The sequence below is a fragment of the Clostridiisalibacter paucivorans DSM 22131 genome, assembly GCF_000620125.1.
In the GTDB taxonomy this organism is placed as follows: domain Bacteria; phylum Bacillota; class Clostridia; order Tissierellales; family Clostridiisalibacteraceae; genus Clostridiisalibacter; species Clostridiisalibacter paucivorans.
The window spans coordinates 65322-89895 of the sequence record NZ_JHVL01000009.1; the positions used below are offsets into that span (position 1 = coordinate 65322).

Consider the following 24574-nt stretch of genomic DNA (forward strand, 5'->3'; position numbering starts at 1 on the left):
TATCAGATAATATTGTTGAATAAGTAAAAAAAAGGAGGATGAATAATGAAAATCATCGTTTGTTTAAAGCAAGTTCCTGATACTAACGAAGTTAAAATAGATCCAAAAAAGGGAACCCTTATTAGGGAAGGAGTTCCAAGTATTATAAATCCAGATGACAAAAATGCACTGGAAGAAGCGTTAAGACTTAAAGATAAATATGATGATGTAAAGGTTACTGTATTGTCAATGGGACCACCTCAAGCAGAAGTTGCTCTTAAAGAGGCATATGCTATGGGTGCTGATGAATGTATATTATTAAGTGATAGAGCGTTTGCAGGTTCTGACACTTGGGCTACATCTACTGCATTGGCAGCAGGTGTTAAGCAAATAGGAGACTACGATATTATATTCTGTGGTAGACAAGCAATAGATGGAGATACTGCACAAGTTGGTCCACAAATAGCTGAGCATCTTGGATTACCTCAAATAACTTATGTTCAAGAATTAGAAGTAGAAGGAGATACTGTTAAAGCTCAAAGGGCAGTAGAAGACGGATATTATAATATAACATCAAAAATGCCTGTATTATTAACAGCTATTAAAGAGTTAAACGAACCAAGATATCCATCAATTGGTAGAATCTATGAAGCATATAGAGAATTAGATGTAAAGGTTTGGGGCGTAGATAATATTACTGTAGATAGAGCTAATCTAGGATTAGATGGTTCTCCAACACAAGTTATGAAGTCATTTACTCCAGCAACTAGAGGAGCAGGAGAAGTGCTTAAGGGAGAAACTAAAGATGTAGTAAGAGATTTAATTGTAAGACTTAAGGAAAGACAAATTATATAGTATTTGATCGAATGTAACAAAAAAAGGAAGGAAGAAAAAAAGGAGGTTTAACCATGGCAATAAGAGTAATCAATGAAAAATGTATAGGATGTGGTATGTGTGTAAAAACATGTCCATTTGATGCTATTGATATGATAAACAAAAAAGCAGTAATAAAAGATAACTGTACAGTATGTGGGGCTTGTGTGGATGCATGTCCAGTAGATGCAATAGTAAAAGATGAATCAAAAAGACAAGGTATGGACATAAGCAAATATGAAGGTGTATGGGTATTTGCAGAGCAAAGAGATGGTGAAGTGCTTAATGTAGCTATAGAATTATTAGGTGAAGGTAGAAAATTAGCTGATAAGCGTGGAGTTGAATTGACAGCAGTATTACTAGGAAAAGGCATCGACAATGTAGCTGAAGAGCTAGTAAAATATGGTGCAGATAAAGTATTATATGTAGACAATGAATTATTAGAGGTATATACTACAGATGGATATACTAAAGTAATTTCTGAATTAATAAATGATAGAAAGCCTGAAATCATGTTAATTGGTGCTACTACAATAGGTAGGGATTTAGGACCAAGACTTTCAGCTAGATTGGGAACAGGATTAACAGCTGACTGTACAAGACTTGAAATAGATGAAGAAGACGGTAAATTATTACAAACTCGTCCAGCATTTGGTGGTAACTTAATGGCTACAATCATCACTCCTGATCATAGACCTCAAATGTCTACAGTAAGACCTGGAGTTATGGAAAAAGCTCATTATAATGAAGATGCAAACGGAAAAGTTGAAACTCTTGCAGTAGATTTAACAGAAGCAGATATAAAAGCTAAAGTTGAAGAATGTATTAAGAGTGAAAAAGAAGAAGTTGCATTAGAAGAAGCTCCAATCATTGTAGCTGGTGGTAGAGGAGTAGGAAATGAAAAAGGATTTGAAGTTATAGAAAAATTAGCTCATAAACTTGGAGGAGTTGTTGGTTCTTCAAGAGCAGCAGTAGATGCTGGTTGGATAGAGCATCCTCACCAAGTAGGTCAAACTGGTAAAACTGTTAGACCTAAATTATATATAGCATGTGGTATATCAGGAGCTATTCAGCATTTAGCTGGTATGCAAAGTTCTGATTGTATAGTTGCTATAAATAAAAATGCAGATGCACCTATATTTAAGGTAGCAGATTACGGTATTGTTGGGGACCTTTATGAAGTAATTCCTGCTTTAATTGAGGCTCTAGACAAAGTAGATGACATAATGGAAGCATTCAAGGCAGCAAGTAAATAATAAAAGGCAGTTGATCGGAGAGACAGTTGACCTTTTCTAAAAAAGCCTGAGGGTATATACCCTCAGGCTTTTTTACATTTATTGGTGTATATTGAAAAGGTATTTTTTGATATAATATCTTTAAAAGGTCATAAATTATTGGATAAATTCTATAGATTTCTGAACCTTTTTTACAAGTTAGGAGCTAAGGACTACGAACTATCTAAATGGAGGTTTAAAATGGATATAATAGCACTTATTGGTCCCAGTGGAACAGGAAAAAGTTATAAGGCTATAATGTTGGCTAAGGATTTAGGTATTGAATATATAATAGATGATGGACTTCTCATAAGGGGCACAAAGGTGCTTTGTGGTAAATCTGCTAAGAGAGAAGGCTCAATAGTTAGTGCAGTAAAAAGGGCATTATTTTTAGATGAAGAACATAGAAAAGCCGTATTAGACATAATTGATAGTGAACAAATAAACAAAATACTTATTATAGGTACTTCGGATAAGATGATAAATAGAATTACAAATACTTTGAGAATGCCCGAGGCTAATAAACGGATATATATAGAAGATATTTCTGGTGAAGATGAAATCAAACAAGCTAAAATATCAAGGCATAAAGAAGGAAAGCATGTAATACCGGTTCCTACATTTGAAATAAAAAAGGATTTCTCAGGTTATTTTATCGATACATTGAAAATATTTAGAAGGAGACATAATAAAAAGGAACAGGATATATATGAAAAAACTGTGGTAAGACCTACATTTAGCTATTTAGGTAGATATACCATATCTCACAATGTAATACGAGATTTAGTAAGGCATGGTGCTTTTAAGATAAACGAAGTAAAAGATGTGGGAGGAATATCTATAAAGGGTAAAGAAAATGGTATAAAAATAGATCTAGATGTAGTAGTTACATATGGAAAATCAATACCATATATAATTAAAGAGATGCAGAGAAAAATAATACATGAAGTAGATAATATGACATCACTAAATATAATATCTGTAAATGTTTTCGTTAAAAAAATAATAAAAAATGATAGGTAAAGAATTAACAGTGAAAATAGTAGAATGATAGAAGACCCTATCATTCTACTTATTATAGTTGATATTTATATATTCAAAAAACATAATATTTTCAGTATTTTCAAAATATGATATGTATTAAATGGTGTTTTGCTCCTTTACAGCTAGATTTTCCTCTTTTATCTTACTATAAATCATAAATAAGATACTTAATACTATAGCGGGTACAATCCATGGAAAGCCATTATCATATAGAGGTAATTTTTTTATTAAAGCCATGGGTCCGTTTAATATATCAAACTTACTATTCAAATTTATAGTTAAACTGATTAAAAAGGCTCCTAATACAGCACCAGTATAAGTATTATTATATGTAATATATTTATCAAATAATGTCATCAATATTAAAACAATCATTACGGGATATACGGTAGATAGAATTGGAACGGCTAGATTTATTAAACCTTCTACACCAAATAGGGATAAGAAAAGACTACATATAACTGCAGTAATAGCTATGAATTTGTAGGAAAGTCTTCCATTGCTTATACCATTAAAGTAGTTTGCTGCTGTGGCTGTAAGACCTACTGATGTGGTTAGACAAGCTAAAGATACTACTATTGATATAGCTACTGTACCAGTGGTCCCAAAGAGTTCATTTACTAGACCTAACAATAGATCAACTCTAGGCATATTGCTATTGAATACAGCATTTCCTGTAGAGCCTACATAAGTAAGTCCTCCATATACAAAGAACAATAAAGCTCCGGCAACTAGTCCTATTCTAGTGGTCATGTATTGTTGTTTTTTACGATCTTTATAGCCTCTATAAATTAAATCTGTTAATACTATACCTGCCATTAATGATGCACCCAATGCATCCATAGTTTGATATCCTTCCTCAAATCCCATTAAAAAATAATTACCAGGTTCTGTTTTTAATTTAGGACCGATGGGGCTAAATATACTTGTTATTATTATTATAGTGAGGATGACTAACAATATGGGTGTTAAATATTTTCCTATTTTATCAATGACAGTACTTTGGTTAACTACAAGTAAGTAGGTAAGGGTAAAAAATACTAACGATGTTATTATAAGTGGTGAATTTGGCAAAATAGGTTTTATAGCTATTTCATATACAGTAGCAGAAGTTCGTGGCACTGCAAAAAGAGGCCCAATAAATAGAATACATATAGAACCTAAAATTTTAGCAAATAGGGGACTTACCCTTTTACCCAAATCTTCAGCTTTTCCACCTACTTTAGATGTTGCAATAACACCAAGAATTGGCAAAACAGGATCTGTAAGTAGAAATCCCAGTGCTGCCAAAGGCCAATATTTCCCTGCCGATAATCCTAGACTAGGTGGAAAAATTAAATTGCCAGCACCGAAAAAGATTGCAAATAATGCAAATCCTGCTATAAAAATATCCTTTCTTTCTTTTGTCATTTTTTCACGCTCCTTATTTATAGATTTTATTGTGAAATCATAAAAATAAATTATTGGATACAGTATACAAACCAAGTCTTGAGATAGAATTATTTTATCTCAAAACTTGGTAAATTAAGTTTAAGATAAAAGTTGCTATTGAAAGTGTAGATTATAGTATAATTATTTTACTTGATTTCTGCTTGTTCCTTTGCTTTCGAAGTCTCTTAAGTTTATGAGTGTGGTTTCTACCATATTAGATACAGCTTCATCGGTATAGAAACCAAAATGAGGTGTTACTACTACATTGGGGAAACTCATAAGTTTTGCTAAAGTATCATCGCTCATAATCTCGTTCATCTTATCATTATGGAATACTCCACCTTCATGTTCATAAGTATCTAATGCAGCTCCACCTACTTTGCCAGATTTTAATCCTTCTATCAGTGCTTCAGTATCAATCAATGCGCCCCTTGCTGCATTTACTATGAAAACGCCATCTTTCATTTTAGAAATACTTTCCTTTCCAATCATATGATAATTATCATCTGTTAAAGGAATATGTAATGTTATTATATCAGCTTCTCTATATATGTCATCTAAAGATTTATATTCAATATATTTTTTTGCTTCTTCGTTTTCCACAATATCATAACCTATCATTTTTGTTCCAAATCCTGAAAAACCCTTAATTACTTCTAAGCCTATACGACCTGTTCCTATAACGCCTACAGTTAAGTTTCTTAATTCAACACCAATAAGACCATTTAAAGCGAAACTTTGAACTCCCACTCTCCTTAATGCAAAGGGAATCTTTCTAGTTAAACATAATGTGATTCCAACAGTCAATTCAGAAACTGAATTAGGTGAATAAGCTGGAACATTAGCTACCTTTATACCAAATTCTTCAGTAGCTTTAAAGTCTATATTATTTACTCCAGCAGACCTAGTTGCTAAATATTTTATGCCATGAGATTTTATTTTTTCTAGGGCTTCTCTATTGGCATTACAATTTCCTAAAATTGATACAGCATCGTATCCTTTTGCTAAGTCAGCTACCTCTGGACCAAAAGATTGAGGTATCAATTTGATTTCATGGCCATACTTTTTTGAAAACTTTTTGAAAGATTCAACCTCATCAGGTCTTACACAATAAGCTAAAATATTCATCAATATCCCTCCACTTATTAATTTTATTTTATATTACTTTATATTTTAAAAAAGGATTAATTTAATAATGCCTTTTTTAGACTCGAGTGTAAACAATGCAATCAAAGGAAATCGTTTGCAAATAAAATAAAAATTATTACTTGAGAATATATACAAATGAAACTCATACCCAATCAACCAATTTTTTTTAATACTTAAAAAATTTTAATACCTAAAAAGAAGATAACATTTTTGTTTAGTAATTGTCAATCAAAAAAATCATAAAAATCGTTAAATAATATAGTAAATATAGTAAAAATTATAGTTTTTTTCAAAGAAATGGAGATGGAAATAAAACTAAAATAATTGCTTGAAATCAACAACTACAACAGTATAAATAGGGAGAAATTTTTCATAAAAAGATAAACAAAAAAATAAAACATGTTCGAAAAAAAAATAACAAAAATATTTTTATCATAAGCATATAAGATAGATATATTAAGAAAAACTTTAAAAAATAAAGTAAAATACATATAATATAATATTTTAGTTGTTTTTAGCTGATATTGGGATTTTGTAGAAAATAAATAATATTGTTACACTATAGTTGTTATTAAGTTAACACAAAAATGTTTGTCATAGAGCAATATTATCAAACTTTATTTAAGGAGGGTTACCTTTATGTCCAATTTTTTTAGGAACGAAATTAAAGATCTTGCACCTTACAAACCTGGAAGACCTATTGAAGATGTTAAAAGAGAATATGGTTTGGATAAGGTTGTAAAATTGGCTTCAAATGAAAATCCTATAGGATGTTCTAAGAAGGCAAAAGAGGCCTTGAGAAAGGCTGCTAAAAATTTAGCTATTTATCCTGATGGAAATGCTACTTTGCTTAAGGAGGCATTTGCCAAAAAATTCAACATTAGTGTTGATGAAGTACTTCCCAGTAGTGGTGCTGATGAAATGATTGACACAATAGCCAAAACTTTTATAGACAAAGAAGATGAAGTGATTATGGCAGACGTTACTTTTCCTAGATACATAGCTACTACTAAAATGATGGGAGGGATTCCCAAAATAGTACCACTTAAAGATTATACTTATGATTTAGATAGCATGCTTAAAGCTATAACAAAAAGGACTAAGCTTATTTGGATATGTAATCCAAACAATCCTACAGGAACTATGATTACCGAAGAAGAAATAGTGAAATTTTTAGATCAAGTACCAGAAAATGTTGTGGTTGTTTATGATGAGGCATATAGAGAATATGTAACAAGAGATGATTTTACAAGAGATAGTGTTAAATTGGTAAGAAAATATCCTAATGTTTTAGCAATGAGAACTCTTTCTAAAGCTTATGGACTTGCCGGTATAAGAGTTGGATATACCATTTCAAACAAAGAAATTATTGAAAATTTAAACAAAGTAAGGGGTCCTTTCAATGTCAATTCTCTTGGTCAAGCAGCTGCTATAGGGGCACTTGAAGATGATGATTTCGTAAAGGAAATTTATGAATTAAATCTTGAAGGTAAAAAATACTTATATGATGAATTGAAAAAAATGGATCTTTCTTTTCCTCCCACTGAGACCAATCACATATACTTAGATGTTAAAAAAGATGCTCAGGAAGTCTTTATAGAAATGCAAAAGAAAGGTGTTATAATTAGGCCCATGGGTGGGACTTTCATAAGGGTGTCAATAGGAACTATGGAAGAAAACAAGTTTTTCATTAAGACTCTTAAAGAAGTTCTAGGTAAAGATGTGGAAGAAGCGTTAGCCTAGTTGGATTAAGCGTGGGTCAAATTCGACTCACGCTATTAATGTTTAAAAATTCACAATTTAAACACTTGTTTTTATAGGTTTCCAATGAAATTATATATATTTTGTTAAATAAAACAGTTAAATTTAGCGTTAATTGCTATTTTAATATAGGTATTTCCTATGTTGTAATGGAATTAATATATATTTATAAAGATATATTATAAGATGTTTACAAAAAAAATTTCATATGTTATTATATCATTGTAAGTGATATTAAAGGTGTATTTATTGGTTTAGATAGTTTATTAGTATGTCATAAACGTACTAAATAGGTTACAATATATCTTTGTATATCTCTTGAAAACCTTTACATACAAAAAATAGGTTAAAATTCTAACAATTTTCTGAAAATTTCACATTGAGTAAAAATAGTTTTAATTTTGAAATGGGAATTAATTTAGTTTTTTAAGGTTGAATTAGTCTGATAACTTTAAATCCTATTTACAGATATAAAAGAGGATTTATGGTTTCTATACAAAGTTATAAGAATAATTTTAATTAAAAAAAGATGAAGGGAGTCTTGATTATGTCTTATGTTGAAGGAGTTCTTCAAAGAGTAAAAGAAAGAAATGCAAATGAACCTGAGTTTATTCAAGCAGTTGAAGAGGTATTAGTGTCCCTTGCTCCAGTTGTTGAGAAACATCCAGAGTATATCAAAGCTAATTTGTTGGAGAGGCTTTGTGAGCCTGAAAGACAAATAATGTTTAAGGTCCCATGGATGGATGATGAGGGCAATGTTCATGTAAATCGTGGTTTTAGGGTACAATTTAATGGATCAATTGGACCATATAAAGGAGGACTTAGATTCCATCCTTCAGTATATATTGGAATAATAAAATTCTTAGGTTTTGAACAGATATTCAAAAACTCATTGACAGGGCTTCCAATAGGTGGAGGTAAAGGTGGATCAGACTTTGACCCAAGAGGTAGGTCAGATGCTGAAATAATGAGATTCTGCCAAAGCTTTATGACAGAGCTTTATAGACATATAGGACCAGATGTAGACGTACCAGCAGGAGATATTGGTGTAGGACCTAGAGAAATAGGATACCTATATGGATATTATAGAAGGATAAGAGGTGCATTTGAAAACGGAGTGCTAACAGGTAAAGGATTATCATATGGTGGTAGTTTGATTAGACCTGAAGCTACAGGATTTGGTATAACTTATTTCTGTGAAGAAGTATTAAAGCATCAAGGAGATACATTAAAAGGAAAAACAGTAGCATTATCAGGATTTGGTAATGTTGCATGGGGTGCTACAAGAAAGATTACTGAATTAGGTGGAAAGGTAGTTACTTTATCAGGACCAGACGGATACATATATGATCCAGAAGGAGTAAATACTCAAGAAAAGATAGATTACATGGTAGAAATGCGTAATTCAGGTAGAGATAAAGTTCAAGATTATGCAGATAAATTTGGTGTTGATTTCTATCCAGGAGAAAAACCATGGGGAGTTAAAGTTGACATAGTTATGCCATGTGCTACTCAAAATGATATACATCTAGAGCATGCTAAGAAGATAGTTGAGAACAAGGTGCCATATTTAATAGAAGGTGCAAATATGCCTACAACTAACGATGCTCTTAAATATATACAAGATAATGGCATAATAGTGGGACCAGCTAAGGCTGCCAATGCAGGTGGAGTTGCTACTTCAGCATTAGAAATGGCTCAAAACAGCATGAGATTGGTTTGGACAGAAGAAGAAGTAGACCAAAAACTTCATCAAATAATGAAAAATATTCACAATAATGCAAGAAAAGCTGCTGAAGACTATGGTTATGGATATAACCTAGTTGCTGGGGCTAATATTGCAGGATTCCTTAAAGTAGCAGAAGCAATGTATGCTCAAGGAGTTTATTAAGAATTATATAGGTTAAGATAAAAAGGAGGTTCCTAAAGGGGATCTCCTTTTTTTATACAAATACTGACTAAGAACTGTTTTTCTGATATAATCAATATATTAAATATAAGAAAGGTGAGATATTTTTATATGAATTTAAATATTATACAAGAGGAAAATAAAATTAAGATACAAGGGTTAAAAGACTTCGAACCTAAACATATATTTGAATGCGGACAATGTTTTAGATGGAAGAGAAATGACGATGATAGTTACACGTATATAGCAAAGAAAAAAGTAGTTAATGTAAAAAAGGAAAAAGACTATGTAATATTTACTAACACTACTGTAGAAGATTTCAACAATTTATGGTGTGATTATTTTGATTTAAATAGAGATTATGGACATATTAAAGAAGTTTTATCTAATGATGAAATATTGGCTGATGCTACAATTTTCGGTCATGGTATCAGAATACTTAAACAAAATCCTTGGGAAATATTGATTTCCTTTATTATTTCAGCTAATAATCGTATACCTATGATAAAGAAGAGCATAAAGACCTTAAGTGAACAATATGGAGAATATATTGGAAAGTATAATGGAGAAAAATATTATACTTTTCCCACTGTGGAGAAATTAGCAGAATTAAAAGAAGAAGATATTAGAGCATGTTATACAGGATTTAGGGCTAAATATGTACTAGGAGCTGCTAGACGAATATTAGAACAAAATATTGATCTTTATAAGATAAAAGATATGACAACCGAAGAAGGCAGAGAGATGTTAATGAAGTTTTCGGGAATAGGTCCTAAGGTTGCTGATTGTATATTATTATTTTCTATGGATAAAATGGATGCATTTCCAATAGATATCTGGGTTAAACGAGTAATGGAATATTTTTATTTGAAAGAAGATACTAAGCTTAAAGACATACAATCTTATGCTACAGAAAAATTTGGAGAATATGCAGGGATAGCCCAACAATATCTATTCTATTATGCCAGGGAAAAAAACATAGGAAAAAAGAAATAAGAGGAGGTAGTATATGACAGGAACTGTGATAAATAGTGTTGCAATAATTTTAGGAGGATTCATAGGATTATTAATAAAAAATGGATTAAAGGACAGGTTTAAAACTATTATTATGCAGGGTATAAGCTTATCTGTTATAACTACTGGTTTGATGGGAGCTTTAAAATCGGAAAATTTTTTACTCGTCATAATAAGTATAGTAATAGGGAGTATAATTGGAGAAGGGATCAATATAGACAATAAATTAAATACATTGGGCAATTGGCTAGAAAGTAAATTTGGCAGAAGAGATACAGAATTTTCTAAAGGCTTTGTAACTGCATCCCTTATATTTTGTGTGGGAGCTATGGCTATTATGGGGGCATTAGAGAGTGGGCTTACAGGCAGCCATCAGACACTTTTTGTAAAGTCAGCATTAGATGGTGTATCGTCCATAATATTTGCTTCTACGTTTGGAATAGGTGTTATATTTTCATCTATTTCTGTATTTATATATCAAGGTGTTATAACTATGTTGGCTTCAATAATAAAACCATTTTTAACTCCTAATATAATAAATGAAATGTCTGCCATTGGAGGTATATTAATAATGGGAATAGGTATCAATGTATTGGAATTAAAACGCATTAATGTGGCAAATATGTTACCAGCAATATTTATTCCTCTGATTTATTTTGCCATTAAGGTTTTCCTTGGGTTATAAAGTATATATTTTATGCAGAGGTGGAAAATATGAATGAAAAAAGATATACAATACCATACAAAAGTATAATACCTCTATTATTGATTGCATTTATTTTGTTTAAGATAATAGATAGTATAGATAATATAGATTGGCTTATGAAGGCATTAAGCCCCTTTATATGGGCATTTACCATAGCGTATTTACTTAACCCTATGATAAAGACTATAGAGAAAAATTACAATGTGAATAGGGGTTGGAGTATATTAATATCCTATGTAATAGTTTTGAGTATAATTGTATTTGTTATTACAATTATTACACCTAATATAGTAAAAAGTATATCCAATCTTGTAGACAATATATCTGATTATGGTCAAAGGACTCAAAAGTTTTTTGAGGAAACGGTATATAATATAGAAATATTAAATAGATTTGGTATTATGGATTATTTGGAAAGCAAACTGGGAGAGATATTGCAGACTTCATCTGAGATAATAAAAACAGTATTAAATGAAATTCTTACTCAAGCTATAAATATTACTTCATCGGTTTTAAGATTTATAATTAGTGTAACCATCTCTATATATCTTTTGAAAGATAAAGAAAATTTCATATACAAAATAAAGAGGCTTTTACATGCTATGTTAAGTAGTAGAATGGCAGAAAGGGTAATAGAATCATCTAGAGAAGTAAATGATATTTTCTCAAGATATTTAATAGGAAAGTTAATAGACTCCATTATTATAGGTATAATATGTTTTCTTATACTTTCTATTATAAAGATACCATATGCCATATTAATAAGTTTGATTGTTGGAATTACCAATATGATACCTTATTTTGGACCAATTATAGGTGCAGTTCCTGCATTTATATTGACCTTATTCAGTGGTCCTATAAAGGCCTTTTGGGTACTTGTGGTCATATTTATATTACAGCAATTTGACGGGTTGTATTTAGGTCCAAAGATATTGGGACGAAAGGTTGGAGTAAAGCCATTTTGGGTAATATCTGCTATAACCTTAGGGGGCTCTTTATTTGGTGTAGTAGGAATGCTCTTAGGGGTTCCAGCTATTGCTGTAATAAGATTATTAGTGGACAGATATGTAAGTAAGAGGCTTGACGAAAAGGGAGTTAACTTACAGAAATATAAAGATAATAAGTGAAAAAGTGAGTATTTAAGATATAAAAGGGTATAATATCATATATTGGTGATTTTCACTAATATATGATATTTGCGTATATAGATTCTATTTTGTAACATTATATCTGTAAGTATTAGCACTCATTATTAATGAGTGCTAATAAAAAGGAAAATTATTAATTAAATATATATTTAAGGAGGGCTATTAGATGAATATAAAACCTTTAGGAGACAGAGTTGTAATTAAAAAGGTAGAAGTAGAAGAAAAAACAAAAAGCGGTATAGTACTACCAAATTCCGCTAAAGAGCAGCCAACAATGGCGGAAGTTTTAGCAATAGGTTCTGCTATTTTGGAAGATGAAAAGAAAAGCAAAGAATTAAAAGTGGGAGATAAAGTGATTTTTTCTAAATATTCTGGAACAGAAGTAAAAATGGATGATGAAGAATATACAATACTTAAATTAAATGATATTTTAGCGGTTGTTGAATAATCTAGTTAGCATTAAGTGTTTGGTAAGATCATTGATAATTAAATCAAAAGGAGTGAAGTAAAAATGGCTAAAGAAATTAGATTTGGCGAAAATGCCCGTAGATCAATGGAAAAAGGTATAAATAAACTTGCTGATACAGTTAAGGTTACTTTAGGACCTAAGGGAAGAAATGTAGTTTTAGATAAAAAATTTGGTGCGCCATTAATTACTAATGATGGTGTGACTATTGCCCGTGAAATAGAGTTAAAGGACGCCTATGAAAACATGGGAGCTCAATTGGTTAAAGAGGTAGCTACTAAGACTAATGATGTTGCTGGTGACGGTACAACTACAGCTACACTATTAGCTCAAGCTATAATTAGAGAAGGACTAAAAAACGTTGCTGCTGGTGCCAATCCAATGATACTTAAAAAGGGCATACATAAAGCAGTAGATGCCGCAGTAGAAGCTATAAAATCTACTTCAAAAGATATAGCAAATAAAGATGCAATAGCACAAGTTGCTTCAATTTCAGCTGCTGATGAGGAAATAGGAAGTCTTATAGCTGAGGCTATGGAAAAGGTAGGTAAAGATGGAGTAATTACTGTTGAAGAGTCAAGATCAATGGGAACTACTCTAGATGTAGTTGAAGGTATGCAATTTGATAGAGGATATTTATCTCCATATATGGTAACAGATACAGAAAAAATGGAAGCTTCATTGGATAATCCATATATATTAATTACAGATAAGAAAATAACTAATATTCAAGATATATTACCAGTATTAGAACAGATAGTACAACAAGGAAAGCAATTATTAATAATTGCAGAAGATATAGAAGGAGAAGCATTGGCTACATTAGTAGTTAATAAATTAAGAGGAACATTTAATTGCGTTGCAGTTAAGGCACCAGGATTTGGAGATAGAAGAAAAGAAATGTTAAGAGATATAGCAATCCTTACAGGCGGAGAAGTTATATCAGAAGAATTGGGATATGACATAAAAGAAACTACAATAGATATGCTTGGATCAGCTGGAACTGTAAAAGTAGACAAAGACAATACAACTATAGTAAGTGGAAGTGGAGACCAAAAGAATATTGAAGATAGGGTTAGACAAATAAAGGCTCAAATAGAAGAGTCTACTTCAGAATTTGACACTGAAAAACTTCAAGAAAGACTTGCTAAACTTTCTGGTGGGGTAGCAGTAATCCAAGTAGGTGCAGCTACTGAAACAGAATTGAAAGAAAGAAAATTAAGGATAGAAGATGCATTGGCAGCTACAAGGGCAGCTGTGGAAGAAGGTATAGTTGCTGGTGGTGGTACAGCATTCTTAAATTCAATACCATCTGTTGAAAAGCTTCTAGATACAGTATTAGGAGATGAAAAAACAGGTATAAACATAATAAGAAGGGCATTAGAAGAGCCAGTAAGACAAATAGCTGAAAATGCAGGATTAGAAGGTTCAGTAATAGTTGAAAAGGTTAAGGCATTAGATTTAGGTGTTGGATTTGATGCATTAAAAGAAGAGTATGTAAATATGATAGAAGAGGGTATAGTTGACCCAACTAAAGTAACAAGATCGGCGTTACAAAATGCTGCATCAGTTGCTGCTATGGTTCTTACTACAGAGAGTGTAGTAGCAGATGAGGAAGAAGAAGACAAAGGCATGGCTGGAGCCCCAGGAGGAATGGGAATGGGCGGCGGAATGCCAGGAATGATGTAATAGAGATATAAATAAAATCCACTTTAATCTCATGAGATTAAAGTGGATTTGTTTTTTTCTATATGCTTTAGATTATATTTATTCTTCTGTAGCTACTTTAGAATTTACTGCGGCTTCAGATTCAGTTCTTTTTTTAATTCTAACTTTTGGTTCAGATGGTAGTCCAAACAAAGGAACAAATCTATCTAATCCAGTTAAAGTAAGTATTAATATAGAACTAACTGCTACCATGGCCATAAAATTATACTTAATGATGTCAATTGCTGAGAATGATGCCAATGGATATACAGCAGAGGCAATCCCTACATAGAAATTCATATAAACATGCCATGGAATTAATTGAGATCCAAATACTCCCAATGCATCTCCAAATGTTGCATTTCTAAGTCTTAAAGTATACATATCTTCTTCACTGGCCTCGACATTATTATCGGTCAATGTCTTTACGATTGGTCCGATGGTAACTATTTGAGCCATTTCATCTGATAGAGCAGCATTACCAGCTACTGAAAGCAGACCATTGGAGAACATAAGCTGTCTAACAGTTTTAACCCTTCTAGATATGAATTTTGAGAGAAATGCAAAGGCGTCCATCTTTGCCATTATACCACCAAATGCACCAACCCACATCATCATTACTATAACCCAGCTTCCTGCATCAGCAAATCCTGTATATATAAGACTTAAAAATCCATCATCACCAGTAATATGAGTAACAGTTCCTGCAAATAGTCCTAAAATTAATGAAGAGATTATACCTATACCTAGACATGCTAGAGTAGGAAGTCCTTTTATAGCTACGGCTATAACTAATACTAAAGGTATAATCATATAAGTAGGTACCCCTTCTTGAACTTGATCTAACAAGGCTATTGCAGAAGGTCTTTCGGCATTAAGGTTGTCCCATACGTCCTGAGGCACTTGGCTGATAGCTTCCCCTGCATTACCAACTACATCAGGTAATCCCATACCGACACTTACACTAAAGAATATAATGGCTGCTATTATTAAACATAGTACAGACCATACCCCTTGGTGTCTAATTCTATGAATAACTTCAACCTTTTGAATACCAGAGCTTACAACAGTAGTATCAGAGATAAGTCCTATATTGTCACCAAAACAAGCTCCTCCAGCTATGGCTGCAGTGGTAAGCATAAGGTTTCCGCCAACTATATGGTTTAACCATAAAAATATAGGTGCACAAGCGGCGAATGTACCCCATGAAGTACCTGTGGCTACTGAAAGTATACCAGTTACAACAAATCCTGTTACAGCCAAAGTCTTACCAGTAAGCCCAAGACTTAGAGCAGTATTGATTATTGCAGCACCAACCCCTGTTGACATAAAAGATTCTGCCATTGCATATGCTGCCATAAGAATAAAGAACACTAATTGCATTTCCTTAACATTGTCAACGGCACTTTCTAATAACTCATGAAAAGAAAATTTCTCCGTGATTGCAGCTACTATAGCAGCATATATTGTAGAAATAGGTGCTGCTAACAATGCATCAAATTCCGACATCATTAGACCTGCCATTAGAAAAACAGGTGAGAACTTAAATAAACCTATCAAAAAACCCATCAAAAATCTCCTCCCTTAGAAATAAATAATTGATAAAAAAATAACAAGAAAATCATAAAAATACATCATACTACAAAAAAATACTAAATCATTTTTTGGTGATAGAAAAATGGTTATAAATCTCAAAGAATACAGGTGTAAAGCATATAGAAAAAGTTAAGACATAAAACCAAAAATGAAAGCAAATGGAAACAAACCTAAATAATAACAATAAATAAATTTGAATAAAAACGCTTTCATTGATACGATTATAACAAAAACTAGAATGCATAACAAGTATTTTTTATTTCCAACCTCTATGATTCATTGCTTTTAATAAAGAATATTGGTTTTTTTCTAGGTTTAATATACATTGAGATAATGAAATGTCAAGTTTTGAGGGTTTTTGTCCTTTAATTATTTTTTTGTATGAATCATATAATTGTTTCTCAGAAATAAATAAATCATGTAACATTTCTTTTTCGGATAAGATGGTGGATAAGTACATTTAAATTACCTCCAGTTTTCATTTAAATGCTTAAGAATATTTTCATAATTTTTCTTGTGGATTTGACTTGCATTAAAGCAAAGGTTTTTTAGTTCGCTATCATAACACATATTACTATATAGGATGTATTTTTTTGATAATAGCAGTTCTCTTTCTAGATGCTTTTTTAATTGATCCATAAATACACTCCTTTAGTCAATTAATACGGATTATCAAATGTTTTTCATAGAATATTATCTCTCAATATAAAAAATATATAGCAAGAAAAAAACTCACTGAAAACAATAATATAGCTTTAATGATAAATTTATCCGTTTTTTCATATATAAAAGATTCTAAAATAAACTACGAACTACAGACTACAAACTAATATATCAACTACTAACTACTTTTTTTGAAATATGATATAATAATAAGAAAAAATTCTGTTGGGAGAGATATTTTGGTGATAAATAAAAAGCTTGATAAGTTAAAAAATATCATTAAAGAAAAACAAAAGATTGCTGTAGCATTTTCGGCAGGTGTAGACAGCACTTTTTTATTGAAAGTTTGTAGAGATGAATTGGGAGATAATGTTGTAGCAATAACAGTAAATGCCCCTATGCAACCTAGAAATGAGATTGAAGATGCAAGAAAATTGGTTAAAAGTTTAGAAGTAAAACATATTGAAATAAATCTAGGCTATAGTAGATTTCAGGAAATTATGGACAATCCTCCCAATAGATGTTATTTATGTAAAAAACAAATTTTCACTACAATAATAGAAAAGGCAGAAAGTATTGGAATAGAGTATATTGCTGATGGTTCTAATATGGATGATTTAGGTGATTACAGACCTGGAATGAAGGCTTTAAAGGAGCTGGAAGTTATAAGTCCATTATTAGACGCAGAATTGACCAAAGATGATATACGAAATCTATCTAGGGGAATGGGACTTCCTACATGGGATAAACCGGCATTATCCTGTTTGGCAACCAGAATACCCTATGGTAATAAAATCACCATGGAGAAATTAGAAACTATAGAGAAGGCAGAGAATTATCTTAAGCTATTGGGTTTTAAACAATTTAGAGTAAGGCATCATGGAGATATTGCTAGGATAGAGATTTCTATGGATGAAATGTGTAGATTTTTAGATTTAGAGATATTTAAAAAGGTGACTAAAGGTATAAAAAAAATGGGTTTTAAGCATGTAACTTTGGACCTAGAAGGATATAATAGAGGTAGTATGAACTGGGTTGTCGAAAAGGAGGAATACTAAAAAAGATGTCATATATTCGGAATATATTGGAGCAATTGAAATCAGGAGAGATAGATATAGATAATGCAGTTAATGAATTAAAAGATATGCCCTTTGAAGACTTGGGATATGCCAAAATAGACCATCATAGGGAGATTAGAAATGGCTACCCAGAAGTGATATATTGTGAAGGTAAAGAGATAGAGCATATAAAGGGTATAGTTGATAAAATGCTTATAAAAGATACAAATATATTGGCTACCAGGGCAGATAAAGCTGTATATGAAGCATTAAAAGATATGGATGAACATATAACGTATTATGAATTGGCCAGGATAGTAGCGATAAAGAAAAAAGAGATTGAAATGAGTAAAAATAAAGTTTTAGTGGTTACGGGAGGGACATCGGATATACCTGTGGCTGAAGAGGCGGCTATAACGGCTGAATTTTTAGGGAATACTGTGGAAAGATTATATGATGTGGGCGTTGCAGGGATACATAGACTTTTAGCTAATATAAAGGTATTAAATGATGCATCAGTAATAATTACTGTAGCAGGAATGGAAGGTGCCTTGGCTAGTGTTGTGGGTGGATTAGTAGATAAACCAGTAATTGGCGTTCCAACCAGTGTTGGATATGGGACTAATTTTAATGGAGTATCTGCATTGCTTACGATGTTAAATAGCTGTGCCAGTGGTATTGGAGTAGTAAATATAGATAATGGATTTGGAGCAGCATATTTAGCCAGTACTATAATAAGACAGATAAAAAATAGTCGGTAGTTAGTAGTGTGTAGTCCGTAGCACAATAAAGAAAATAGCAGGATTATATCAGTCTAATGACAAAGGTATAAAAACAGTTACTAATCTCAAGAATTTGAAAAATATGAAGAAACGAGAGAAAATAGGATTGCAAACTCGCTTAGGCTCAAACAGTGCAATTCTAACAATTTTCTCCCTTATTCTATATCTTCACAAAACCTTAAGAAATGTTCCTTTATATTGTATACTTTTATCATAAATATACGTTTGTTAACAATCATAGAGAACCGTAAGGTTCTATACTATAGACTAAGAGCTAAGAGCTAAGAACTAAGAACTAAGAACTAAGAGCTAAGAACTAAGAGCTAAAAAAAGAGGAGGGATAAAATGGAAGAGAAAATACTATATTTTGATTGTTTGGCAGGAATAAGTGGTGATATGACCATAGGGGCTCTATTGGATTTAGGTATTGATAATGAAAAATTTATAGAAGAGTTGGAAAAACTAAATATAGATGGATATGAGTTGGAGATTAAAAATGACCAAAAAAATGGTATAACAGGAACTGACTTTAATGTAATAATTAAAGAACATCATCAACATAATCATAGTCATGACCACGATCATCATGCACATAGTCATGTCCATAGAAATTTAAAAGATATAGAAGAAATAATAGATGCTAGTCAATTAAATAACTATATAAAGGATTTAAGTAAGAAGATATTTAAATTTGTAGCAGAATCTGAGGCAAAAATTCATAATAAGGATATAAATAATGTACATTTTCATGAAGTGGGGGCGATAGATTCAATAGTGGATATAGTGGGTACTGCCATATGTATAGATATGTTAGAATTTGATAAAATATATGCCTCTCCTTTACATATAGGTACAGGATTTGTGAACTGTGCCCATGGTAATATTCCTGTTCCAGCACCTGCTACATTGGAAATTTTAAAGGGCGTGGAGGTCTATTCTACAGGGATAAAATCTGAGCTTGTAACGCCTACTGGAGCTGCTATAATAAAGGCATTGGCTGAGGAGTTTATACCAATTCCCAATATGACCATGGAGAAAATAGGTTATGGGTTAGGTAAGAAGGATTTAGAAATAACTAATGTATTAAGGATATATATGGGTAAAAAAAAACTGACTCAGAATTAAATATATTAGAGACAAATGTAGATGATATGAATCCAGAATATTATTCCTATATAATGCCCAAACTCTTAGAAGAGGGGGCAAAGGATGTATATATGGCTAATATAATGATGAAAAAAAATAGGCCTGCTATTAAGCTTACGGTATTATGTGAAAGTGATGATGTAAAAAATATGGAGGATATATTGTTTAAAGAAACAAGTACATTGGGAATAAGAAGGTATAAAGTGAAAAGGACAGAGCTTGAAAGAAAATTTATTAAAATAAAGACTAAATTTGGTTTAGTGACATTAAAATTAGGATATAAAGAAGGGAAAATATTAAAATATAGTCCAGAATATCAAGAGTGTCAGGAGATAGCCAAGGGTTTTGATATTCCTATAAATAAGGTATATAAAGAGATAATACATAGTGCCAAAAAATATTTTGAGGTAGCTAAATTATATTATTCTTGACAACAATATGAGATTTTGTTAACCTAAAAAGAACTTATATATAAGACTCATATATCTCCTGGAATATGGCTAGGAAGTTTCTACCAGATGACCGTAAATTGTCTGACTATGGGTGGAATTCAACGAAATTATTAATCTGCCATGTATTCCACTCATTTTAAGGGATACATGGTTTTTTGTATTTATATTTTACTATTAAAGATAGAGGAGGAAAATACAGTGGAAAAGTTTATTGGAGAAGGATTAACCTTTGATGATGTACTTTTAGTACCTGCTAAATCTGAGGTTCTACCTAAAGATACACAGCTTAATACAAAATTAACTAAAAAGATTAGATTAAATATTCCTATGATGAGTGCGGGAATGGATACTGTTACTGAGGCAAAAATGGCCATAGCAATGGCTAGAGAAGGTGGCGTTGGAATTATTCATAAAAATATGTCTATTGAAAAACAGGCATTGGAAGTAGATAAGGTAAAGAGATCAGAACACGGAGTAATAACAGATCCCTTTTATTTATCACCAGACCATTTAGTAAGTGATGCCTTAGAACTTATGGAAAGATATCGTATATCGGGTGTACCTATAACCGATGAAAAAATGAGATTAGTAGGAATTATAACCAATAGAGATATAAGATTTGAAGTTGATACAAGCAAAAAGATCGATGATGTTATGACTAAAAAGAATTTAGTTACAGCAAGAAAAGATATAAATATGGAAGAAGCTCAAGAGATATTGAGAAGTCATAAAATAGAAAAATTGCCTTTAATAGATGAAAAGGGTCTATTGGCAGGATTAATAACTATTAAAGATATAGAAAAATCTATAAAGTATCCCAATGCAGCCAAAGATGACAGTGGTAGACTATTGGCAGGAGCGGCAGTTGGTGTTACAGCAGATGTTATGGACAGGATAAAGGCATTGGTGGAAGCCAAAGTAGATATAATAGTTGTAGATACAGCCCATGGACATTCTAAAGGGGTAATTGAAACGGTAGCAAAAATAAAGACTAATTTTCCAGATTTACAATTAATCGCAGGTAATGTGGCGACGGCTGCAGCTACAGAAGACCTTATAAAGGCAGGAGTAGACGCAGTAAAGGTAGGTATAGGACCTGGATCCATATGTACAACAAGGGTTGTAGCTGGAGTAGGAGTACCTCAAATAACTGCTATAATGAATTGTGCTAGTGCTGCTAAAAAATATGGAATACCTACTATAGCTGATGGAGGCATTAAATATTCAGGAGATATAGCTAAGGCATTAGCGGCTGGTGCAGATGTAGTTATGATAGGTTCTTTACTTGCAGGAACTGAAGAAAGCCCTGGAGAAACTGAATTATACCAAGGTAGAAGGTTTAAGGTATATAGAGGTATGGGTTCTATGGCAGCTATGGCTGAAGGCAGTAAAGATAGATATTTCCAAGAGGATGCAAAAAAACTTGTACCAGAGGGTATAGAAGGTAGAGTTGCATATAAAGGACCCATTAGTGACACTGTATATCAATTGGTAGGAGGACTTAAGGCAGGTATGGGATATTGTGGTGCTGGAAATATTAGAGATTTGAAAGAAAAGACTCAATTTGTAAGGATAACCAATGCAGGACTTATAGAAAGTCATCCCCACGATATCCACTTGACAAAAGAAGCACCTAATTATAGTAGAAGTTAGATAATATAATATTTGGTAGTTCGTAGTCGATAGTTGAAATCCTACGGATTTCTATTCTTTGCCTAAGAACTAAGAGTTAATAATTAAATGGAGCTAAGAATTAGAAAAAGAAAGGGTTGAGGATAATTGAATAATGATCTTGTATTAATTATGGATTTTGGAGGTCAATATAGCCAATTGATAGCAAGAAGGGTAAGGGAAGCAAATGTATATTGCGAGATAGTACCCTATGATTATAGTATAGAAGATATAAAGAAAAAGGCACCAAAGGGCATAATATTTTCAGGTGGTCCTGCCAGTGTATATGCAGAGAATTCTCCTAAATGTCATGAAGAAGTATTTCATTTAGGTATTCCAGTTCTTGGTATATGTTATGGTGGACAATTGATGTCTCAAGTTTTTGGAGGAAAGGTAAATAGAGCGGATTCTAGAGAATATGGTAGAGTTGAACTAAATATATTAGATGACGAAGGCATATTTGAAGGTATAAAACAAGATATATTGTGTTGGATGAGTCATACAGACTTTATAGAGACTCCTCCTGAAGGATTCGATATTACGGCTACCACTGAGTTCTGTCCTGTTGCTGCAATGGCAAATAAGGATAAAAAACTTTATGCGGTACAATTTCATCCAGAGGTAGAACATACTGAAATGGGAAGAGAGATACTAAATAATTTCCTATACAATGTATGTGAAATTAGTGGTGATTGGAATATGGGCGATTTTGCTACTGAAACCATAGAGGCTATAAAGAATGAGATAGGAGATGGAAAGGCATTGTGTGCCCTTTCAGGTGGAGTAGATTCATCAGTTGCAGCAGTATTGGTTCATAAGGCCATAGGTAAAAACCTTACCTGTGTTTTTGTTGACCATGGTCTGTTGAGAAAAAATGAAGCAGATCAAGTGGAAGAGGTATTTAGAAATAAATTTGATATGAATTTAATAAGGGTTGATGCTAAAGATAGATTCTTAGGGAAGTTAAAAGGTGTTACAGACCCTGAGAGAAAGAGGAAGATTATAGGAGAAGAATTCATAAGGGTATTTGAAGAAGAAAAGGCTAAATTAGGAAAGATTGATTATTTGGTACAGGGAACTATATATCCCGATGTAATAGAGAGTGGAACTGACAAGGCATCGGTCATAAAAAGTCATCACAATGTTGGAGGACTTCCTGAGGATGTAGACTTTAAACTAGTGGAACCTTTAGATCAATTATTTAAGGACGAAGTAAGAAAAGTTGGTAAAGAACTCAATATTCCCGAGGAAATAGTAGAGAGACAACCATTCCCAGGGCCTGGACTTGCCATTAGAGTATTAGGTGAAATTACAGAAGAGAAGCTTAAAATAGTTAGAGAGGCCGACTGGATATTTAGAGAAGAGATAAAGAAGGCAGGATTAAACAAAGTGATTTGGCAATATTTTGCAGCATTGCCAAATATAAAGAGTGTAGGAGTAATGGGTGATGAAAGAACCTATAGTCATACCATAGCATTGAGGGCAGTAACATCCTCCGATGGAATGACAGCAGATTGGGCAAGGATTCCCCATGAAGTATTAGAGAAAATCTCTAATAAGATAGTAAATAATGTGGACGGAGTAAATAGAATAGTATACGACATAACAAGCAAACCACCATCAACAATAGAGTGGGAATAACATTATAAAACCCTGAAAGCCTTGATTTTCCAAGGCTTTCAGGGTTTTAATTTGTCTTGTGATACTAATATGATACTATTTATTATTTTCAGGGGTTTCTGTATTCTCAAATTTATCATTTATTACTGCCAAACGGTTTGCCACTTCCCCATGTTTATTTGGATATAAATGCGAATAGGTCTGAAGCGTTGTTTCTATATTTTCATGCCCTAATCTTTCAGAGATCAGCAAAGGTGAAAAGCCTTCTTCAATGAGAAGTGAAGCATGTGAGTGTCTAAGATCATGAACCCTTATTTTCTTCACACCTGAATTCTTGCATCCACGTTTCATTTCACTATGCAAATATGACTTTGTAACTGGAAATAAGCGTTCATGGGGGTCATAGTCATATAGTTTGGAAACATAGTCCTTGATCATATCACAAATGAAATCAGGTATAGTGATGATCCTTTTGCTTTTGGGTGTTTTGGGTTCCAAGATCAGATCTTCACCTTCATGCCTTGCATAGTTCTTTGAGATTGAAACTGTTTTATTTTCAAAGTCAAAGTCATCCAAGGTGAGTGCTAAACATTCACCTGATCTCATACCAGTCCAAAATAACAATTCAAATATTACCTTTGAGATTGGCTTATCAGAAACAAATAACATGAACTTCTTGAATTCTTCAGTTGTCCAAAATTTCATTGAATCAGCATTCTTTTTCCCCATAGATCCACAAACCCTTGCAGGGTTGGATGGTAGCTTGTAATATTTACACGCAAAGTTGAAGATAGCTGAAATCTGATTGTGGACAGTTGTTTATGATATCCTAAAAGTACCCCAAATTCTAATTGAAAATTCCCCTAGAGGAAATATATAATAACCCTATGGCAATTCATAGGGGAGGCAAGGGGATGATCAATTTAATGGACAAACAGAAAATAATAATAGCTAGTTTTTTAGATGGTAAATCTCAGTGGGAAATACATAGAGAAACTGGATTTGCTAGAAAGACAATTAGAAAGTATATTAATGAATATGAAGAAAATAAAGTGAAACTTTTAGAAGGAGATGGAGATAAGTTAATTCTGACTGAAGATATTGTAGCTCCACCTAAATATGATA

The 24574-nt window shown here is 32.3% G+C and carries 21 protein-coding genes, 1 pseudogene and 1 riboswitch; of the genes and pseudogenes, 17 read left to right on the forward strand and 5 right to left on the reverse strand.

What is annotated here, in order from left to right; translation table 11 throughout:
* Window positions 1-45 precede the first annotated feature (45 nt).
* From Q326_RS0105665 to Q326_RS0105675, 3 genes are all read left to right on the forward strand, one after another.
* Window positions 46-834, forward strand: coding sequence for an electron transfer flavoprotein subunit beta/FixA family protein (locus tag Q326_RS0105665; RefSeq protein ID WP_026894487.1), 789 nt, complete (start codon window positions 46-48; stop codon window positions 832-834).
* A 53-nt stretch (window positions 835-887) separates the two neighbouring features.
* On the forward strand, window positions 888-2108 hold the full coding sequence (locus Q326_RS0105670; protein ID WP_026894488.1) for an electron transfer flavoprotein subunit alpha: 1221 nt from the start codon (window positions 888-890) through the stop codon (window positions 2106-2108).
* Between the two features lie 219 nt (window positions 2109-2327).
* Complete coding sequence (locus Q326_RS0105675) at window positions 2328-3149, forward strand: Asp23/Gls24 family envelope stress response protein (protein WP_026894489.1); 822 nt, start codon at window positions 2328-2330, stop codon at window positions 3147-3149.
* A 117-nt stretch (window positions 3150-3266) separates the two neighbouring features.
* Here the strand turns inward: Q326_RS0105675 and brnQ are convergent, their stop codons facing one another.
* Both brnQ and Q326_RS0105685 read right to left on the reverse strand, forming a co-directional pair.
* A complete protein-coding gene (gene brnQ / locus Q326_RS0105680; protein WP_026894490.1) occupies window positions 3267-4580 on the reverse strand; it encodes a branched-chain amino acid transport system II carrier protein in 1314 nt (437 codons plus the stop codon).
* 162 nt (window positions 4581-4742) lie between these two features.
* The gene (locus tag Q326_RS0105685; RefSeq protein ID WP_026894491.1) at window positions 4743-5729 is read right to left on the reverse strand and encodes a D-isomer specific 2-hydroxyacid dehydrogenase family protein; all 987 of its coding nucleotides are present in this window, start codon (window positions 5727-5729) and stop codon (window positions 4743-4745) included.
* Between the two features lie 660 nt (window positions 5730-6389).
* Here Q326_RS0105685 and hisC point away from each other — a divergent pair.
* The 7 genes from hisC to groL all read left to right on the forward strand — a co-directional run bounded on the left by hisC (window position 6390) and on the right by groL (window position 14443).
* Window positions 6390-7493 carry a histidinol-phosphate transaminase gene (hisC, locus tag Q326_RS0105690; protein ID WP_026894492.1) on the forward strand — a complete coding sequence of 368 codons (1104 nt, stop codon included), beginning with the start codon at window positions 6390-6392 and terminating at the stop codon, window positions 7491-7493.
* Between the two features lie 565 nt (window positions 7494-8058).
* On the forward strand, window positions 8059-9402 hold the full coding sequence (gene gdhA, locus Q326_RS0105695; RefSeq protein ID WP_205687647.1) for an NADP-specific glutamate dehydrogenase: 1344 nt from the start codon (window positions 8059-8061) through the stop codon (window positions 9400-9402).
* A gap of 129 nt (window positions 9403-9531) precedes the next feature.
* Entirely contained in the window at window positions 9532-10416 is an 885-nt protein-coding gene (locus Q326_RS0105700; protein WP_026894494.1) for a DNA-3-methyladenine glycosylase family protein, read from the forward strand.
* A gap of 13 nt (window positions 10417-10429) precedes the next feature.
* Window positions 10430-11119: a DUF554 domain-containing protein gene (locus Q326_RS0105705; RefSeq protein WP_026894495.1), complete on the forward strand. Its 690-nt coding sequence runs from the start codon at window positions 10430-10432 to the stop codon at window positions 11117-11119.
* Between the two features lie 29 nt (window positions 11120-11148).
* The gene (locus Q326_RS0105710) at window positions 11149-12267 is read left to right on the forward strand and encodes an AI-2E family transporter (protein ID WP_026894496.1); all 1119 of its coding nucleotides are present in this window, start codon (window positions 11149-11151) and stop codon (window positions 12265-12267) included.
* A gap of 187 nt (window positions 12268-12454) precedes the next feature.
* Window positions 12455-12736: a co-chaperone GroES gene (locus Q326_RS0105715; protein ID WP_026894497.1), complete on the forward strand. Its 282-nt coding sequence runs from the start codon at window positions 12455-12457 to the stop codon at window positions 12734-12736.
* Between the two features lie 63 nt (window positions 12737-12799).
* Window positions 12800-14443, forward strand: a complete 1644-nt coding sequence (gene groL, locus Q326_RS0105720) for a chaperonin GroEL (RefSeq protein WP_026894498.1) — start codon at window positions 12800-12802, stop codon at window positions 14441-14443.
* A 78-nt stretch (window positions 14444-14521) separates the two neighbouring features.
* Here the strand turns inward: groL and Q326_RS0105725 are convergent, their stop codons facing one another.
* Both Q326_RS0105725 and Q326_RS0105730 read right to left on the reverse strand, forming a co-directional pair.
* Window positions 14522-16030, reverse strand: coding sequence for a Na+/H+ antiporter NhaC family protein (locus tag Q326_RS0105725; RefSeq protein WP_034601295.1), 1509 nt, complete (start codon window positions 16028-16030; stop codon window positions 14522-14524).
* 283 nt (window positions 16031-16313) lie between these two features.
* On the reverse strand, window positions 16314-16517 hold the full coding sequence (locus Q326_RS0105730; RefSeq protein ID WP_026894500.1) for a hypothetical protein: 204 nt from the start codon (window positions 16515-16517) through the stop codon (window positions 16314-16316).
* Between the two features lie 445 nt (window positions 16518-16962).
* Here Q326_RS0105730 and larE point away from each other — a divergent pair, with 445 nt between their 5' ends.
* From larE to guaA, 6 genes are all read left to right on the forward strand, one after another.
* Window positions 16963-17778, forward strand: a complete 816-nt coding sequence (gene larE / locus Q326_RS0105740; protein ID WP_250160312.1) for an ATP-dependent sacrificial sulfur transferase LarE — start codon at window positions 16963-16965, stop codon at window positions 17776-17778.
* 5 nt (window positions 17779-17783) lie between these two features.
* Window positions 17784-18539, forward strand: coding sequence for a nickel pincer cofactor biosynthesis protein LarB (larB, locus tag Q326_RS0105745; RefSeq protein ID WP_034601296.1), 756 nt, complete (start codon window positions 17784-17786; stop codon window positions 18537-18539).
* 366 nt (window positions 18540-18905) lie between these two features.
* Window positions 18906-19685 carry a nickel pincer cofactor biosynthesis protein LarC gene (gene larC, locus Q326_RS19050; protein ID WP_026894503.1) on the forward strand — a complete coding sequence of 260 codons (780 nt, stop codon included), beginning with the start codon at window positions 18906-18908 and terminating at the stop codon, window positions 19683-19685.
* A 26-nt stretch (window positions 19686-19711) separates the two neighbouring features.
* Complete coding sequence (larC2, locus tag Q326_RS19055) at window positions 19712-20137, forward strand: nickel pincer cofactor biosynthesis protein LarC2 (RefSeq protein ID WP_034601303.1); 426 nt, start codon at window positions 19712-19714, stop codon at window positions 20135-20137.
* Between the two features lie 27 nt (window positions 20138-20164).
* A riboswitch (purine riboswitch) is annotated at window positions 20165-20266 on the forward strand.
* A 90-nt stretch (window positions 20267-20356) separates the two neighbouring features.
* Window positions 20357-21811 (forward strand): IMP dehydrogenase, encoded by a 1455-nt coding sequence (gene guaB, locus Q326_RS0105760; RefSeq protein WP_026894504.1) that lies wholly within the window; start codon window positions 20357-20359, stop codon window positions 21809-21811.
* Between the two features lie 126 nt (window positions 21812-21937).
* Complete coding sequence (gene guaA / locus Q326_RS0105765) at window positions 21938-23470, forward strand: glutamine-hydrolyzing GMP synthase (protein ID WP_026894505.1); 1533 nt, start codon at window positions 21938-21940, stop codon at window positions 23468-23470.
* A 75-nt stretch (window positions 23471-23545) separates the two neighbouring features.
* Here guaA and Q326_RS16825 read toward each other — a convergent pair whose 3' ends face one another.
* Window positions 23546-24178: a site-specific integrase gene (locus tag Q326_RS16825; protein WP_051531203.1), complete on the reverse strand. Its 633-nt coding sequence runs from the start codon at window positions 24176-24178 to the stop codon at window positions 23546-23548.
* Window positions 24179-24363: 185 nt separating this feature from the next.
* On the opposite strand from Q326_RS16825, the pseudogene Q326_RS0105775 reads away from it, so the two are divergent.
* Window positions 24364-24574 (forward strand): annotated as a pseudogene (locus Q326_RS0105775) (IS21 family transposase); the annotation flags it as partial.

Excerpts from the sequence above, each read along its gene's own strand:
- groL (WP_026894498.1), top strand. The coding sequence starts at position 12,800 with ATGGCTAAAGAAATTAGATTTGGCGAAAATGCCCGTAGATCAATGGAA.
- Q326_RS0105710 (WP_026894496.1), top strand. The coding sequence starts at position 11,149 with ATGAATGAAAAAAGATATACAATACCATACAAAAGTATAATACCTCTA.
- gdhA (WP_205687647.1), top strand. The coding sequence starts at position 8,059 with ATGTCTTATGTTGAAGGAGTTCTTCAAAGAGTAAAAGAAAGAAATGCA.
- Q326_RS0105700 (WP_026894494.1), top strand. The coding sequence starts at position 9,532 with ATGAATTTAAATATTATACAAGAGGAAAATAAAATTAAGATACAAGGG.
- brnQ (WP_026894490.1), bottom strand. The coding sequence starts at position 4,580 with ATGACAAAAGAAAGAAAGGATATTTTTATAGCAGGATTTGCATTATTT.
- Q326_RS0105725 (WP_034601295.1), bottom strand. The coding sequence starts at position 16,030 with ATGGGTTTTTTGATAGGTTTATTTAAGTTCTCACCTGTTTTTCTAATG.
- Q326_RS0105665 (WP_026894487.1), top strand. The coding sequence starts at position 46 with ATGAAAATCATCGTTTGTTTAAAGCAAGTTCCTGATACTAACGAAGTT.
- larC (WP_026894503.1), top strand. The coding sequence starts at position 18,906 with ATGGAAGAGAAAATACTATATTTTGATTGTTTGGCAGGAATAAGTGGT.
- Q326_RS0105705 (WP_026894495.1), top strand. The coding sequence starts at position 10,430 with ATGACAGGAACTGTGATAAATAGTGTTGCAATAATTTTAGGAGGATTC.
- Q326_RS0105675 (WP_026894489.1), top strand. The coding sequence starts at position 2,328 with ATGGATATAATAGCACTTATTGGTCCCAGTGGAACAGGAAAAAGTTAT.
- Q326_RS0105715 (WP_026894497.1), top strand. The coding sequence starts at position 12,455 with ATGAATATAAAACCTTTAGGAGACAGAGTTGTAATTAAAAAGGTAGAA.
- hisC (WP_026894492.1), top strand. The coding sequence starts at position 6,390 with ATGTCCAATTTTTTTAGGAACGAAATTAAAGATCTTGCACCTTACAAA.
- Q326_RS0105685 (WP_026894491.1), bottom strand. The coding sequence starts at position 5,729 with ATGAATATTTTAGCTTATTGTGTAAGACCTGATGAGGTTGAATCTTTC.
- larB (WP_034601296.1), top strand. The coding sequence starts at position 17,784 with ATGTCATATATTCGGAATATATTGGAGCAATTGAAATCAGGAGAGATA.
- larC2 (WP_034601303.1), top strand. The coding sequence starts at position 19,712 with ATGAATCCAGAATATTATTCCTATATAATGCCCAAACTCTTAGAAGAG.
- Q326_RS0105670 (WP_026894488.1), top strand. The coding sequence starts at position 888 with ATGGCAATAAGAGTAATCAATGAAAAATGTATAGGATGTGGTATGTGT.
- Q326_RS16825 (WP_051531203.1), bottom strand. The coding sequence starts at position 24,178 with ATGGGGAAAAAGAATGCTGATTCAATGAAATTTTGGACAACTGAAGAA.
- Q326_RS0105730 (WP_026894500.1), bottom strand. The coding sequence starts at position 16,517 with ATGTACTTATCCACCATCTTATCCGAAAAAGAAATGTTACATGATTTA.